This is a genomic window from Halococcus salsus (assembly GCF_009900715.1).
In the GTDB taxonomy this organism is placed as follows: domain Archaea; phylum Halobacteriota; class Halobacteria; order Halobacteriales; family Halococcaceae; genus Halococcus; species Halococcus salsus.
Genome location: NZ_JAAAJC010000001.1, coordinates 1,047,263 through 1,063,173, shown reverse-complemented (window position 1 = coordinate 1,063,173; position 15,911 = coordinate 1,047,263). Strand labels below are relative to the sequence as shown.

Here is a 15,911-nt window from a genome sequence, read left to right as displayed (position 1 = left end):
ATGCATCGGCGCTTCCTCGACGTCACCTCGCGAACCACGTTCGACCACCTCCCGGCGCGCGCCGAGGGCGACGGCTGGGCCCGCGAATCGATCGCCGTCCTCGACGTCGAATCGCCGCGGGGCGAGGACCACGTCGAACTCGGCTTCGAACTCGACGGCAGCACCGAAGTGCTCCCGCACCACGTCGACCGAATTCCGCTCGCGCCCGACCAAGCCCGGACGCTCGCGGCCGACCTCGAAGCCGCCGCGGCGGCCGCAGAGCGGGGCGAGGCGATGGTCAGCAGGAGGGGGTGAGATGGGCGAGCCGGTCCCGACGACGTGCATGCGGTGTGCGGTCGGCTGTGGGCACGTCCACGAGGGGGTCGACCTCGGCCACGGTATCGCGTCGGTCCGGGGCGACGTCGCCCACCCCGTGAACCAGGGGCTCGCGTGCCCGCGCGGCATCCGCGAGAGCGCGAATCCAAGCGGCGAGTGGCTGACCCGGCCCAAGGTCCGCCGCGACGGCGAACTCGTCTCGACGACGTGGGACGTGGCGCTCGACCGGGTGGCCACGGCGTTCGAGAACGTTCTCGAAACCGATCCGGACGGTCTCGCGGTGCTGGGCAGCGGGCAGCAGACGAACGAGGCGGCGTACGCGCTGGGCAAGCTCGCTCGTGGTGGCTTTGGAACCAGGTTCTACGATGCGAACACGACCCTGTGTATGGCGAGTGCGGTGACGGCCTACTACGACGCCTTCGGGAGTGATGCCCCACCCTGCACCTACGAGGACGTTCCGAAGGCGAAAACACACCTCGTGTGGGGCGCGAACCCCGCCGTCGCCCACCCCGTCATGTTTCGCTGGATCGCGGAGAGCGCCCGCGAAGAGGGAAGCCGGCTCGTCGTCGTGGATCCAATCGAGACGGAGACGGCCGAACGGGCCGACACTCACGTCGGCCTCGCACCGGGCGGCGACCTCGCGCTCGCGCGTGCGGTTCTCGCTCGTACCCTTGACCGCGACCTCGTGGATCGCGAATTCGTCGAGAACGCCACCGACAGGTTCGACGCGCTCCGTGATGAGCTTCCGGTCGCCGAGTCGGCGGCCGCGACCGCTGGTGTCCCGATGGACGTCGTGGACACGCTCGTTGAGGCGCTCGCCGACCCGACGTTGCTCTACTGGGGAATGGGGGTCAACCAGAGCAGCCGCGGGACGGCGACCGCGCGGGCGCTGATCGACCTCTGTCTCGCGACCGGGAACCTCAGACCGGGGAGCGGGCCGTTCTCGCTCACCGGCCAAGCCAACTCGATGGGAACCCGCGTCTGTTCGTCGAAGGGAACGTGGCCGGGCCACCGCGACTTCGCGGACTCCGACGAGCGCACCGCTGTCGCGGACGCGTGGGGAATCCCGGAAGAACGGCTCCCGGCGGACACCGGTCCCGGTCCCGTGGGGGTCGTCGAGGCCATCGACGACGGGCCGGTCGAGGCGGTCTGGGCGGTGGCGACGAACCCGGTCGCGGGGCTCCCCGACGCGACGGCCGCCCGGGACCGCCTCGACGACGTCTTCCTGGTCGTGCAGGACGCCTTCCGCAGCGAGACGGCCGACCTCGCCGACGTGGTGTTGCCGGCGGCGACGTGGGGGGAGTCCGAAGGCACCACCATGAACATGGAACGGACCGTCTCGCGGGTCCGCGCCGCGACCGAGCCACCCTCGGAAGTCAGAACCGACCTCGACATCGTCACGACCGTCGGGGACCGGCTCGTTCCCGGACTGTTCGACGCACACGACCCGAAAGGAGTCTTCGAGGAGTTCGTCGCGCTCACGGCGGGAACCGACGCCGACTGTTCGGGCATCAGTTACGAGCGCTTGGAGCGCGAGCGGGCGGTGCGCTGGCCCGCCCCCGACCCCGACTCATCGGGTGGCTACCGCTACTACGACCCCGATTCGGGGTCGGGTAGCTGGGAATTTCCGACCGCGACGGGCCGCGCACGCTTCTCGACCGGATTCGGTGGAGGGGTTCCCGAACCGACGACCGACGAGTACCCGCTCACCCTGACGACGGCCCGCGAGGCCGACGCCTACAACACCGGCGTCAGAACCCGCGATTCGGTCGACGAACCCGGCGACCCCGTCGCGCGCGTCAACCCGACGACACTCGACCGGTTCGCCGAACCCGGTGACGACCGGCTGACCGTCGAATCGAGACGGGCTTCGGTCCCGGTGTCGGCGGTTCCCGACGCGGCGATCCCGGAAGGGATGGTCTGGCTGCCGGTCCACCACCCCGCGACCAACCGGCTCACGATCCCCGCCACCGACCCCGAGTCGAACGAACCCAACTACAAGCAGTGTGCGGTCCGCCTCGTCGCCGCCGACCAGTGGGCCGACTCCGGTGCCGCCCGCGCGGTGCTCCACGACGGCGGGGTGTCACGTCCACGCGGTAGCGATGGCGAGGTGAGCAGATGAGCCTCGTCAGGATGACGAAGTGGCGGACGTTGTTGCTCGCGACCGTGAGCTTCAACTTCTCCTTTCTGATCTGGTTCTCGTTCGCGCCGTTCACGGGCCCGATGGCCGAGGAGTTCGGGCTCTCGCTCGCCGAGATCGGCCTCCTCGCGAGCGCGAACATCTGGCTCGCGCCGTTCGGTCGGATCCTGACCGGCTGGCTCTCCGACAAGTACGGTGCCCCCGTCGTCTTCGCGATCGTGCTCGGCTACGTCGGCGTCTTCTCGATCGTCAGCGCGTTCGCCCAGAGCTACGCGCTCTTCTTCGTCGTCCGTCTGATCGTCGCCACCGCGGGGATCACGTTCGTGATCGGCATCCAACACGTCTCGGAGTGGTTCGAGGAGGAGCGCCTCGGCACCGCCGAGGGCGTCTACGCCGGGATCGGGAACGCGGGGGCGGCGGCGGGGGCACTGCTGCTCCCGCGGATCTTCGGCGCGGACTGGAGCGGCCCGTTGTTCGAGACCAACTGGCGGGCGGCTTTCTTCTACACCGGCGTGGTCTCGATCCTGCTCGCGGTCGTCTACTACGCGGTCGGCGAGGCGGCGTCGAGCGAGGAGCGCCGTCGGGCCACCGCCGACAACGCCAGCCTCAAACAGTGGATCTACACCGCCACACGGTACGGCACCGTGGTGCTCGCGCTCGGCTACCTCATGAGCTTCGGGCTCGAACTCTCGATGAACGGCTGGCTCGCGACCTACTACCGCGAGGGCTTCGGGACGAGCGACCTCGTGCTCGCGAGCACGTTCGCGGCGACGTTCTCGCTCGCGGCGGGGCTGCTCCGGCCGTTCGGGGGCTACATCAGCGACGTGCTCGCCCGGCGAGAGCGGGACATCCTGCCGTTCTTCGAGGGTCGCTACCGCGAACAGTGGACGTTCGTCTCGCTCGCGCTCATCGTCGTCACGATGATCGGGATGACGCTGGCGGGGCTCTCGGGCGTGCTGTTGCTCGCGGTCGGGGCGGGCTTCCTCGTCGGGGCGGCGTGTGCGTTCGCCGAGGGCGCGATCTTCGCGCAGGTCCCCGCGATGTTCCCGAACAGCTCGGGGACGGTCTCGGGCGTCGTCGGCGGGATCGGTACCGTCGGGGGGATCGCCTTCCCGCTGGTCTACGCCTCGACGCTCATGCCGAACCTCCACCTCGGCTACGCGCTCGTCGCGCTCGTCGTGATGGTCCCGATCGTGGGGATCAACGCGTGGGTCTACCGGCCCCGGATCGCTCGTCGCGCGAACGTCGACGGCTTGCTCGACCGGACCGACGACGGCCAGCCGACCAGCGACGACTGACCGGCCGCCACACGTCTTTTTCTCTCGACCAACGGGTCGTCCGCGTGCGGGTTTCGACGGGTCGCCGACGATATCCGATCCGTCCACAAGTAACGAGTGTCAGGTCCCGGTCGTTCCGATCGTTCGGCTCAGGCTGGTTTCGGTTTCCACCGCTCGACCGGCGCGAGTCGCACCGCGCACTGCTTGTAGTTCGGCTCCGCCGACTCGGGGTCGAGCGCCGCGATGGTGAGTTCGTTCGTGGCGGGATGGTGGACCGGCAGCCAGACCAGCCCCTCGGGGACGGCGGGGTCCGGGTCGAGGGCCGCGAGCACCGACCCGCGGCGCGACTCGACCCGGACATCGGCTTCTAGGTCCGGATCGTCGTCGCCGAGCGTCGCTGCCGTCTCCGGGTTGACGCGAGCGACCGGCGTCGGCGAGTCGGATCCCGGCGAGCGGACCCCCGTGTTGTAACGCTCCGGTCGCCGTCCGGTCGTCAACGTCAGCGGGTACGTCTCGGTCGGTGGTTCGGCGGGGTCACCGACGACCCCCCACGAGAACCGCGCCCGACCGGTCGGCATCGGGAACCGCCACTCGGTTCCGTCCTCGGTCTCGCGGCAGTAGCGGTAGCCGCCCGCCGAGTCCGGATCGGGGGCGGGCCAGCGCACTGCCCGCTCCCGGTCGAGGCGGTCGTAACTGATGCCCGAGCAGTCGGCGGTCGTTCCCGCCGTCAGACCGACGCACTCGTCGAACACCGCCGATGGCGTGGTGGCCTCGAACAGCCCCGGCGCGAGGCGCTCGCCGAGCGCCGTGATGATCTCGAGGTCGGTCGGGACCCCGCTCGGGGGATCGGTCGCGGCGCGGACACGGGAGATCCGGCGGTCCATGTTCGTCGTGGTTCCCTCGACCTCGCCCCACGTCGCCGCGGGTAACACCACGTCCGCGAACTCGGTCGTCTCGTTGCGGAAGGCGTCCTGCACCACCAGAAAGACGTCCTCGAATCGCTCGCGGACGGCGTGTTTGTCGGGCAGCGCCGTGACGGGGTTCGACGCGACCGTCCAGAGGGCGTCGACGTCCGTGCCGGCCGCCTCGACGATCCCCACGGGACCGGGGCCCGTGGTGTCCGGCAAGCGTTCGACGGGTATCCCCCAGTGGTCGGCGACGGCGTTGCGCTCGTCGGGGTCGGTGAAGTCACGGTGGCCCGGCCAGGTTCCCTTCGAGGAGAACGTACGTGCGCCGAGGGAGTTGGCCTGCCCGGCGAGCGAGAACGGCCCGCTCCCCGGTCTGAGGTTCCCGGTCGCGAGACAGAGGTCGATCAGCGCACCCGCCGTCTCGGTCCCCTGGACGCTCTGGTTGACGCCCATCCCCCAGTAGAGCAGGGTCCGCTGCGTGAGGGCGGCGGCGATGGTCTCGACCGCGTCGAGGGTGACGCCGGCCTCCGCAGCGGCGGTCGCCGGGTCGGGGAGGTCGCGAACGAGCTTTCCGAACCGCGTGGTCGCCCGCTCGATGAACGGCGCGTCGATCCGATCGGTGTCGACGACCTGGGCGAGGACGGCGCGGGCGAGCGCGAGGTCGCCACCCGGCGCGGGGCTCACGTGGGTATCGGCACGCTCGGCCGTCGCCGTCTCCACCGGATCCACGACCACCAGCTCGCTGCCGGGTCGGGTCGCACTGCCGTGGATCCAATCGAACAGCACGGGATGAGCGACGGCGGGGTTCGCGCCCCACACGAGGTGGGTCTCCGCCTCGGGGATGTCGTCGTACGAACACGGCGGCGCGTCGCTCCCGAACGCGTTGCGGTAAGCGACGACGGCGCTCGCCATACACAGGGTCGTGTTCGCGTCGTAATTTCTCGTCCCGAACCCCCCACGGGCCAGCTTTCCCAGCGCGTACGCCGCCTCGTTCGTCTGCTGCCCGCTGCCGAGGACGGCGAGTCGGTTCGAGTCGATCGACAGGATCCGCTCGAACTCGTTTCCCACCCGGTCGAGCGCCATGTCCCACGACGTCGGGACCAGTTCGTCGCCGTCCCTGACGAGGGGATGAGTCAGCCGATCGCCACACGGGGCCTGCGTCTCGCTGGTACCGCGATGACAGACGGCACCGCCGTTGACCGGGTGGGTGACGTCGCCGCGGACGGTGTCGAGACCCCGACCGGACGCGACACCACGCTGGACGAACCCACAGCCGACCGCACACCGCATACAGGTCGTCGAGACGGGTTGGCTCATGGCACACATCCCTCACGTCGTGTCGACACCTCGGGCCCCGGCCCGTCACGATATCCACGAGACGATCGGAACCGTGCCGATTCGGTGTGCCATCCAATCATTTTGGGCGTGGTATCGGCGAGATAGATATAAGAATGCCGGTTAAAATACGAAATATTACGCCGTGTATTCTCACCACACGTTCAATACATCGTCTGTAAGGAGATCCTAATATTCCCACCGCTGTCGGGTCATTCGAGCGCGGTTTCCGGCGCGTCGCCGCGCAGCATCGCCCGGAACATCGCCTCGAAGCGGTCGCCGTCGAACGATTCGATCACTCTCGTTCGGGGTTCGTCTTCCGTGAGTCCGTTCTCGTCGACCGCCGAGTAGCCCCGCGTGAGGCCCTCGCGGTCGTCGACGGCGACGTGGTACGTTCCCGCCTCCTCCACAAGCGAGGGCGCGATGACGGCCGCCATCGTGGCGGGGTCGGGCTGAGTCGCCTGGTCCTCGCCGTGGGTGTCCCGGTTGAACGCCCGGCCGGCGTCGGCTATCTCGCCGAACAGCTCCCCGAACTCGGTCTCGATCCCCGCGAACCCATCGAGGGTGTCGCCGTCGAAGGTCGCGTCGCGGACGGAGACGCCCCAGTCGAACAGCGTGACGTCGAGTTCGCGGAGCACCTTCCGGGCGGCGTGGGGGTCGACCCAGAAGTTGTACTCGGCGGCCGGGGTGACGTTGCCGGGGCAGTTCGCGTTCCCGCCCATCACCCAGACCGAATCGAGCAGCTCTCCGAGGTCGGGTTCCCGCCGGAGCGCGAGCGCGACGTTCGTCAGCGGCGCGAGACAGACCAGCGTGAACTCGCCGGGGTTCTCGCGCGCCCGCTCGACGATGAAGTCGGGCCCGTAGGCGTCGCCCGAGGGGATGCCGGTCTCGGGGAACCGCTCGCCACCCAGTCCACCCTCGCCGTGGATGTGGTCGGCGTGCTCGAACGGGACGAGCAACGGTCCCCGCGCCCCCTCGTAGACGGTCACGTCGTCGACCCCCGCAAGGTCGAGGGTGTACTTCGCGTTCTCGACCTGCCGGTCGAACGCGACGTTGCCCGCGCCGATCGTGACCCCTTCGATCGCGACCCGGTCGGTGGCGGCGGCGAGCAGGAGGGCTTGGCTGTCGTCGCCGGCGGTGTCGGTATCGACGATGACCCGGCGTGGTCGGTTGGACATGGCAGCCGTTTCGTCGTCCGGGTGAAATACGTGCGCTTTCTTCGACTCCCCATCGGTCCCCAGGTCGACCACGCCGAGGACCGCTCGGCCGGCTTCCGGTGGTATATTATGGGGACTCACGTGGGTGCCGTATGGAGCTTCAGCGGTACTTCGAGGGATTCAACGACCGCGACTGGGAACCCGAGGCCGAACCGGACGGCGAACCGCTCCGGCTCGCCATCGTGGGCCTTGGCGGCTACGCCCGCGACCGTGCGCTGCCGGCGATCGAACGGACGGCCCGGTGTGAGACGACGGTCGCCGTGAGCGGGTCGCCGGGGAAGATCGAAACCGTCGCCTCGCGGTTCGACGTCGACGAAACGCTCGACTACGAGGCCTTCCACGCTGGCGAGGCCGTCGAGGCCTACGACGCGGTCTACATCTCGACACCGCCGGCACACCACCTCGCGGCCGCCGAGACGGCCGCCGAGCACGGAAAACACGTCCTGTGTGAGAAACCGATGGACGTGAACTCCGACCGCGCCGAACGGATGGTCGAGGTCTGCGACGACGCCGGCGTGGCGCTGATGGTCGCCTACCGGCTCCACGCCGAACCGGCCTACCGACGGCTCCGGGAGCTGATCGGGGACGGGTTCATCGGCGACCCGGTCCAGGTCCACGGCGCGTTCTCGCTCGACCTCCTCGGCCGGACGGAGGGCTCGGCCACCGACGTCTGGCGGATCGACCCCGAGGTCGCCGGCGGCGGCGCGCTGATGGACCTCGGGATCTACCCTCTGAACACGGCTCGATACCTGCTCGACGCCGACCCGGTCGCGGCCCAGGCGACGACGGCCGCCCCGGACGAGGCGTTCGACGGCGTCGACGAGCACGTCGCGTTCCAGGTCACCTTCCCGGACGACGCGGTAGGCTCGTTCTCGGCGAGTTTCAACGCCCATCGAGACAGCCAGCTGAAGGTCGTCGGCACCGAGGGCCGGGTGCTCGTCGACTCGGCGTTCGGCGGGCTGGTCGACCGCGAGGTCGTCGTCGAGCGCGGCGAGATGCACGCCGAGTTCACGGGACCGTTCGTCGACGAGATCGAAGAGCAGTTCGAGTACTTCGGGACGAGAGTTCTGAGCGGCGAGTCGATCGAGCCCGATGGGGCGCACGGGCTGGTCGACATCGCGGTCGCCGACGCGGTCTACGAGTCGGCGGCAACGGGTGCTCGGGTCGGTCTCGACGGGTAGCCGGCGGAGACACGGACCGACGGCGGGACCCCGAAACCTAAGACGGCCTCGGCTGTAGCCCCGATATGGGACTCAATATCGGCGTCCTCGGCTACCGGTTCATGGGCAAGGCTCACTCGAACGCGTTCGCGCGGCTCCCGCTGTTCTTCCCCGACGCGCCCGACGTCGAGCGCCACACCCTCGTCGGCCGCGACGAGGACGCGCTCGCCGACGCCGCCGACCGGTTCGGCTTCTCGCACACCGAAACCGACTGGGAGAGCGCCATCGACGACGTCGACGTCTTCTACAACCTCGGGCCGAACCACATCCACCCCGAACCGTCGATCGCCGCGCTCGAAGCCGACGTTCCCGTATTCTGCGAGAAACCGCTCGCCCCCACGGTCGACGACGCCGAGCGGATGGCCGAGGCGGCGGCGGCGAGCGACGCCATCGCGGGCTGTGCGTTCAACTACCGGTTCGTGCCGGCGATCCAGTACGCGAAGAACCTGATCGACGCGGGCGAGCTGGGCGAGATCCGGCAGGTCCGCGGGAGCTACCTCCAGGACTGGGGGGCCGACCCCGAGGACCCCTGGACGTGGCGGATGGACGCGGACCTCGCGGGCGCGGGCGCGCTCGGCGACCTCGGGGCGCACACGGTTGACCTCGCGCGATTCCTGGTCGGCGAGCAGGCCGGCGATATCGAGCGCGTCAGCGGCCACCTCCAGACGTTCGTCGAGGAGCGCCCGACGGGCGACGGCGAGACGAAACCCGTGACCGTCGACGACGCCTACACCGCCGAGGCCGCCTTCGAGAACGGCGCGATGGGGACCTTCGAGGCCTCACGGGTCGCGATGGGCCACAAGAACGACCACTCGATCGCGGTCCACGGCTCCGAGGGAAGTCTCGCGTTCTCGCTCGAACGGCTCAACGAACTCGACGTGCTCCGCGGCGACGGCCGGGGCTACGAGACGGTGCTCGTGACCGACGAGAGCGACCCCTACGTCGAGCACTGGTGGCCGCCGGGCCACGTCCTCGGCTGGGAACACACGTTCGTCCACGAGGACTACGAGTTCCTCTCGGCGGTTCGCGACGGCGAGTCGTTCGAGCCGTCCTTCGAGTCGGCGTTCGGGGTTCAGCGCGTGCTCGACGCCATCGAACGGAGCGACACCAGCGGCGAGTGGGTCGACGTCGATGCGTAGTCGTCGGGCCCCCGTCCCTCGAAACACCCCCGCCCACGTGCGCTCGTCTCCACTAGCTATAAGTAGGCGTATGGTTTCCTAATAATGATGAGAGATGAAGGCGACCCACAGCGGATCCCGTCCGGCCGGGACGTCTCCCGTCGGACGTTCGTGAAGACGGCCGGTGTCGCGGGAGCCGCGGTCAGTCTCGCGGGCTGTACCGTCGGCGGAACGGAGACGAATTCGAACTCGATCCGGTGGATAAGCAGCAACGACATGGCCGGCGAGAGCGCGGCGGTCAAGAAGGCGCTCCGCGAGGCGGGGATGTCGAACGACGTCGACCTGGAGATCGTCGCGGGGCCCGCGAACACCGACCAGCGCCAGTCCCAGTACACCCGGTGGCTCTCCGCGGACCTCGAAGAACCCGCCCTCCTCGATATGGACAGCGGGTGGACCCTGAACTACGTCAACCGCAAACAACTACTCGACCTCAACCAAGAACTGGAAGAGGAGACCCTCAAACGGATCAACAACAACTACTTCCAAGCGAGCGTCAAAACGGCGGAGGGTCCAAACGGGAACCTGTACGCCGTCCCGATGTACGTGGACTTCGGAAGCATGCTCTATCGGAAGGACTTGGTGAAGAAAGCTGGCTACAGCCCCGAGAAGGAAGACTGGGCGACCAAGTCGATGCACTGGAAGAAGTTCTCGAAGATCGTCGCCGACACGAAGAGGAAGTCAGGCGTCAACTACGGCTTCGGCTGGCAGGGGAACATCTACGAGGGACTCTCGTGTTGTAACTTCAACGAGTACATGAGCACGTGGGGTGGTGCGTATTTCGGTGGCCGCGACACGCTCCTCGGCCCGGTCGGGGAGCGGCCCGTCACGGTCAACGAGGAACCCGTCGTCAACGCGGTCAAGATGCTCAAAACGTTCATCTTCGGACCGAACGCCCCGGGCACGCTCGACGGTTACGAGCAGATCTCCCCGAAAGCAGTGCTCAGTTGGATCGAGGACTCCTCGTTGAGTCCGTTCACAGCCGGGAACATGGTCGCCATACGTCAGTGGCCGTATGCGATCGCTGCCGCCGGAGCGGAGGACGCGCTCGGGAACAAACTCGGCGTCATGCCGATGCCCTATGCAACCGCCGAAAAGAACTCCGAATACAGGAATATCGGCGGACCGATGGCAGCGCTCGGTGGGTGGCATATCGGCGTGAATCCGAACACTCCCAAGAAGGCGCAGGCGATGGAGGTCGTGAATGCACTCACACAGCCGTCCTTCCAGATCAAACTGTTCGAGATACTCGGTCTCCTGCCGCCGAACCAACGGCTCTTGGCGACAAAGGAGGCGAAGCAAATCCCGACGGTCGGCAAGTATATCGACACGCTCAAAGTCGCCGGGGAGAACTCGATTCCTCGACCCGCCAGCGTGGTCTGGCCGCAGGAATCGACGAGGATCGCCCAGCAGGTCCACGCCGGGATGGACGGATCGAGCCCGCCACAGCAGGCGATGGACTCGCTTCAGAGCCAACTCATGGCGATCGAAAACTACAACGGATAATCCATGGCAACGGAACAATCAACCGAACGAGGTGCACAGAGCGGCGGCGCGTACACCAGTCTGGTTCGCTGGGTAGAGGGCCTGAGCGAGGCGGCGTTCGCCTATCTCCTCCTGGTCCCCGCGTTCCTCGTGCTCGCGGTGATCGCCTTCTGGCCGCTGGTGAGCACGTTCAACATGTCGCTGCACGCCGACAGCATCAGCGGGGCGGCCCAGCTCGGCGAGTTCGTCGGCTTCGAGAACTACGTCAACCTCCTCACCGGAAAGCTCGACACCGTCGCGCTGCCCCAGCCCTTCCTCGACCCCGCACAGCCGTTCAAGAGCGCGCTCGTTGTCACCCTGATTTTCACCATCGCCAGCGTCTTCTTCGAGACGATCATCGGCTTCGGCCAGGCGCTGGTGCTCGACCAGGACTTCCGCGGCCGGCGCTGGGTCCGGGTCGCCATCATCATCCCGTGGGCGGTCCCCATCGTGATCCAGGGGATGATCTTCTTCCTGCTCTTCCAGCCCGGCATCGGGTTCGGCGTCGACCTCGTCCAGGCGCTCGGGATGTCCGGCACCCCGCTGGTCGACAGCGCCGAGGCGCTCCCCATCCTGATCCTCGCCGACGTCTGGAAGACCAGCGCGTTCATGGCCCTGCTCATCCTCGCGGGGCTCCAGAGCGTCGACCGCAGCCTCTACGACGTCGCGAAGGTCGCCGGGGCCTCGAAGTGGCAGCAGTTCAAGATGATCACCTTCCCGCTGGTGCTGCCGACGGTGATCGTCGCGGTCCTCTTCCGGACGATCGACGCGATGCGGATCTACGGGCTGATCGAGACCACGTCGAGCTGTACCACGGTGCCGTCGCTGTCGTGTCTCGTCGTCTCGACGTTCAGCACCCGACGGTACGGCACCGCCTCGGCGGTGGCGTTCGTGACGGCGGCGATCATCGCCATCGTGGTCTCGTTCTACATCGTCAAGTACTGGCGCGACTCCCAGGAGGGGGTCTGAGATGGCGAGCGCACAGGCCGGGGACACCCAGACCGACGACGACGCCGGACCGCTCACCCGGTGGGTTCAGGGATCGATCAGCAACCCCGACCGGACCTACCGCGCGATGTTCTACGTCGTGACGATATTCTTCCTCGTCACGACGCTGTTCCCGTTCTACTGGCTGATCGTGCTGGCGCTCACGCCCGAGAGCGCCATCGTGAACATGGGGCTGCTCCCGAAGGGGTTCAACCCCGAGGCGTTCGTCACCATCTTCGAGCGCCTGCCGTTCCACATCTACCTGTTCAACAGCTTCGTGCTCGCGCTCGGGACGACGGTCATCGTCCTCGCGCTCGCGAGCCTCGCGGGCTACGTCTTCGGCCGGCTCTCGTTCCCCGGCCGGGGGCTGTTGATGATCCTCGTGCTCGCGATCTCGTACTTCCCGCCGGCGGCGTTCCTGCTCCCGCTGTTCCGGCTGTTCACCGGGAACGTCGAGATCCTCGGCCTCAGCAGTCCGATGCTGTTCAACACGCCGGGGGCGATGGTACTGCCGTTCAGCGCGCTGTTCCTCCCGCTGTCGATCTTCATCCTCCCCACGTTCTACGGCCAGATCCCCGACGGACTGGAGGACGCCGCGCGGGTCGAGGGCACCACCCGACTGGGTGCGCTCTTCCGGGTTATCATCCCGCTCTCGGCACCGGGCGTGGCCACCGCGGGCGTGCTCACCTTCATCAGCGTCTACAACGAGTTCTTCTTCTCCTTCCTGATGACCGACGGGCAGGCCCAGAACTGGGCCCCGCTCGTCTGGGGTATCCTGGGCTACCAGACCCAGTACACGGCATCGTACAACCTGATGGCGGCGGCGAGCATCGTCGGCGTCCTCCCGGTGGCGATCCTCGTGGTCGTCGCCCAGGAACGAATCGTCAGCGGTCTCACCAGCGGCGCGCTCAAGGAGTAACACCATGGCACAAGTCACCCTCAACAACGTCACGAAACGCTACGACGACATCGTTGCCGTCGACGACATGAACCTCGAGATCCCCGACGGCGAGTTCGTCACGCTCGTCGGTCCGTCGGGCTGTGGGAAGTCGACCACGATGGAGACCGTCGCCGGCCTCACGATCCCCACCGAGGGCGAGATCTACATCGGCGACCGGGAGGTCACGAACCTCCCGCCGAAGGACCGCGGCATCGCGATGGTCTTCCAGAACATCGCGCTGTTCCCCCACATGGACGTCTACGACAACATCTCCTTCGGGCTCCGGCTCCGGAACTTCGACAAGGACGAGACCGACCGCCGGGTCGACCGCGCGGCCGAGACCGTCCAGATGGAGGGGATGCTCGACCGGATGCCGAGCGAGATGTCGGGCGGCCAGCGCCAGCGGGTCGCGATCGCCCGCGCGCTGGTTCGCGAACCCGACGTCTTCCTGATGGACGAACCGCTCGCCAACCTCGACGCGAAGCTCCGGGTCCACATGCGGACCGAGCTCCAGCGGATCCACCGCGAGCTCGGGACGACCATCATCTACGTGACCCACGACCAGGCCGAGGCGATGACGATGTCGGACCGGATCGCGGTGATCAACGACGGTAAGCTCCAGCAGATCGCCCCGCCGCTGACCTGCTACAACGAGCCGGCCAACCAGTTCGTGGCGGGCTTCATCGGCTCGCCGAGCATGAACTTCCTGCGCGGGACCGTCGGCGGCAACGGCTTCGAGTCCGAGTTCGTCGACGTCCAGTTCGACCCCGGAACGATGAACGTGAGCCAGGGCGACTCGGTCACGATGGGGATACGACCCGAGGACGTCTACCCCGTCGACGCGGCCGGGTCGGTCGCGAACCCCACCGCCGAGATCGAGGTCACGACCGACGTGCTGGAGCCGATGGGCGACGAGATCTTCGTCTACCTCCTGCTCGCCGACGAGGCCGCCGACACCAACCTCGAGGACCCCGAAGCCGCCGGGAACCAGCTCCTGATGAGCGTCGACCCCGCCTCCGACATCAGCGAGGACCAGACGATGCGGGTGGTGCTCGACCGCGAGAAGGTCCACCTCTTCGACGCCGAGACGGGCGACGCGCTCGAACACGGGCTGGTGAAACCGACCCAGACCGAGAGCCCGACGGGAACCGAAGCCGAGGGCGACGACTGACGATGGTCACGGAGATCGGACTGGTCTACGTCGTCGGGATGTCGCTGCTGTTCGTCTTCTGGGCCTACGGCCTCGTCTCGTTCGTGCTCGACGTCAAGCACAAGTTCGTCCCGCTCGCGAAGCAGTACCTGCGGGGACGGCGCAACGAGAAAGAGGAAGCGGCGCGCGAGGCCGAACGAGAGGAGCGCGAACAACAGCTCTACTGACGGCCGACGCCCATCGGGGACCCCGGCTGAGGCGGCCGATTCGCCACGCTTATGCGGTGTTCGCCCCCGTTCTCAGGGGTGACAGACGACACTCCACTACGGGTCGGTCTCATCGGAACCGGGTACATCGGAACCTTCGTCGGCGGTCAGTTCGACCGCCACCGGGACGCGACGGTGAGCGCCATCACCGAGATCGACGAAGAACGCCGCGAGCGAACCGCGGACTCCTTCTCGGTGCCCGACGAGGCACTGTACGACGACTACCGGGAGATGCTCGACGACACCGCGCTCGACGCGATCCTCATCGGCACGCCCCACACCCTCCACTACGAGCAGGTGCTGGCGGGGCTCGACCACGACCTCCACGTCTTCTGTGACAAACCCCTCGCGACGGACCTGGGTCACGCGGAGGAGATCGCGGACCGGTTCGAGGCCTCGGATCGGACCTTGATGGTGGGCTACCAGCGACACCTCAACCCCTCCTTCATCGCGGCCCGCGACCGGTTCGCCGACTCGCCACCCCGGTGGATCACGGCCGAAGTCACCCAGAACTGGCTGCCGCGGTTCGTCGACGCGTGGCGGACCGACCAGTCACCTCCTCGACGCGGTGCTCTGGACCAGCGGCCTCGACCCCGTGCGGGTCTCCTCGAAGATGACGTTCGTCGACGACGCGGAGCGCGTCGACAGCGAGGCTACGGTACTGATCGAGTTCGCCAACGGCGCGACCGCGAACGTCACGGTCTCGGGGGACCTGCCGTGTGTTCGCGAGCACGTCCACCTCTGGGACGACGACGGCGCGGTCTCGATCGACGGCCGCCAGTGGGAGCCCCGACAGGTCACCGAGATCGACGCCGAGAACACCGAGTCCGTGCCGTACATCGACCACGAGGGCCAGACCACCAAGGCGGAAGCGTTCATCACCGCGATCGAGAACGGGTCGGAACCGCCCGCGACGGCGCGTGACGCGCTCGCCGTCACGGCAGTCACCGAGGCCGCCTACGAGTCCGCGCGCGCCGACGGCGAGTGGGTCGACGTCGACCTCGACTGAGCCGGACCCATCGGAAATTTCCCCTCCTCAACTCCGCGCTACACGTTTCGGATGCCGAGCGCGACCACGATAACACAGACGACCACCGCGACCAGCGTGACGCCGAGTAGAACCGGCCAGAGGGCGTCGAGCACTGCCGGACCGCCGGAACGGAGGACCTGCGACCCCGTATCGAACGCGGTCGAGGCGGTGCTCGCGATGGCACCGCCGAACGCCACCGCGACCACGACCGCTATCTGCACCAGCGAGGCGTACCGCCGCCAGGGCGACGTTTCGGATTCGCCGTCGCTGTCGCCGTGAAAACGCTCCCGGAGGCGGTCGAGTCGTTCCCGCACGGCATCCGCGGGGCCCATCTCGTCCCGGCGTTCGTGACGAGCCGACTAAAATTTTCGGTCGTTGTCAGAAACCCGACGACCCGGCAAACGACGCACCCATGTCGGTCCGTTCC

Annotated in this window: 13 protein-coding genes and 1 pseudogene; 11 read left to right on the top strand and 3 right to left on the bottom strand. The window is 67.8% G+C overall.

Annotated elements, in window-relative coordinates; all coding sequences use genetic code 11:
• The 3 genes from GT355_RS05545 to GT355_RS05535 are packed head-to-tail and all read left to right on the top strand — an operon-like array spanning position 1 to position 3,753.
• Positions 1 to 294, top strand: coding sequence for a DUF6360 family protein (locus GT355_RS05545; RefSeq protein ID WP_160133689.1), 294 nt, complete (start codon positions 1 to 3; stop codon positions 292 to 294).
• Position 295: 1 nt separating this feature from the next.
• A complete protein-coding gene (gene nasA / locus GT355_RS05540) occupies positions 296 to 2,437 on the top strand; it encodes an assimilatory nitrate reductase NasA (protein ID WP_192927964.1) in 2,142 nt (713 codons plus the stop codon).
• Between the two features lie 11 nt (positions 2,438 to 2,448).
• Entirely contained in the window at positions 2,449 to 3,753 is a 1,305-nt protein-coding gene (locus GT355_RS05535) for an MFS transporter (protein ID WP_192927983.1), read from the top strand.
• Between the two features lie 128 nt (positions 3,754 to 3,881).
• Here the strand turns inward: GT355_RS05535 and nasA (GT355_RS05530) are convergent, their stop codons facing one another.
• Both nasA (GT355_RS05530) and GT355_RS05525 read right to left on the bottom strand, forming a co-directional pair.
• Positions 3,882 to 5,957 carry an assimilatory nitrate reductase NasA gene (gene nasA / locus GT355_RS05530; protein ID WP_192927963.1) on the bottom strand — a complete coding sequence of 692 codons (2,076 nt, stop codon included), beginning with the start codon at positions 5,955 to 5,957 and terminating at the stop codon, positions 3,882 to 3,884.
• Positions 5,958 to 6,187: 230 nt separating this feature from the next.
• Complete coding sequence (locus tag GT355_RS05525) at positions 6,188 to 7,153, bottom strand: nucleoside hydrolase (protein ID WP_160133687.1); 966 nt, start codon at positions 7,151 to 7,153, stop codon at positions 6,188 to 6,190.
• Positions 7,154 to 7,284: 131 nt separating this feature from the next.
• Between GT355_RS05525 and gfo6 the strand changes: the two genes are divergently transcribed.
• The 8 genes and pseudogenes from gfo6 to GT355_RS18535 all read left to right on the top strand — a co-directional run bounded on the left by gfo6 (position 7,285) and on the right by GT355_RS18535 (position 15,463).
• Positions 7,285 to 8,373: a D-xylose 1-dehydrogenase Gfo6 gene (gene gfo6 / locus GT355_RS05520; RefSeq protein WP_160133686.1), complete on the top strand. Its 1,089-nt coding sequence runs from the start codon at positions 7,285 to 7,287 to the stop codon at positions 8,371 to 8,373.
• 65 nt (positions 8,374 to 8,438) lie between these two features.
• Positions 8,439 to 9,551, top strand: coding sequence for a Gfo/Idh/MocA family protein (locus GT355_RS05515; RefSeq protein ID WP_160133685.1), 1,113 nt, complete (start codon positions 8,439 to 8,441; stop codon positions 9,549 to 9,551).
• An 84-nt stretch (positions 9,552 to 9,635) separates the two neighbouring features.
• Positions 9,636 to 11,093, top strand: a complete 1,458-nt coding sequence (locus tag GT355_RS05510; protein ID WP_160133684.1) for a substrate-binding domain-containing protein — start codon at positions 9,636 to 9,638, stop codon at positions 11,091 to 11,093.
• Positions 11,094 to 11,096: 3 nt separating this feature from the next.
• On the top strand, positions 11,097 to 12,080 hold the full coding sequence (locus GT355_RS05505; protein ID WP_160133683.1) for a carbohydrate ABC transporter permease: 984 nt from the start codon (positions 11,097 to 11,099) through the stop codon (positions 12,078 to 12,080).
• Position 12,081: 1 nt separating this feature from the next.
• A complete protein-coding gene (locus tag GT355_RS05500; RefSeq protein ID WP_160133682.1) occupies positions 12,082 to 13,017 on the top strand; it encodes a carbohydrate ABC transporter permease in 936 nt (311 codons plus the stop codon).
• A gap of 4 nt (positions 13,018 to 13,021) precedes the next feature.
• On the top strand, positions 13,022 to 14,209 hold the full coding sequence (locus tag GT355_RS05495; protein ID WP_160133681.1) for an ABC transporter ATP-binding protein: 1,188 nt from the start codon (positions 13,022 to 13,024) through the stop codon (positions 14,207 to 14,209).
• A 2-nt stretch (positions 14,210 to 14,211) separates the two neighbouring features.
• Complete coding sequence (locus GT355_RS05490; protein ID WP_120071135.1) at positions 14,212 to 14,415, top strand: DUF8005 family protein; 204 nt, start codon at positions 14,212 to 14,214, stop codon at positions 14,413 to 14,415.
• A 51-nt stretch (positions 14,416 to 14,466) separates the two neighbouring features.
• Positions 14,467 to 15,463: pseudogene (locus GT355_RS18535) on the top strand (Gfo/Idh/MocA family protein).
• A gap of 38 nt (positions 15,464 to 15,501) precedes the next feature.
• On the opposite strand, the gene GT355_RS05480 reads toward GT355_RS18535, so the two are convergent.
• Positions 15,502 to 15,816 (bottom strand): hypothetical protein, encoded by a 315-nt coding sequence (locus GT355_RS05480; protein WP_160133680.1) that lies wholly within the window; start codon positions 15,814 to 15,816, stop codon positions 15,502 to 15,504.
• Between the last annotated feature and the right edge of the window lie 95 nt (positions 15,817 to 15,911).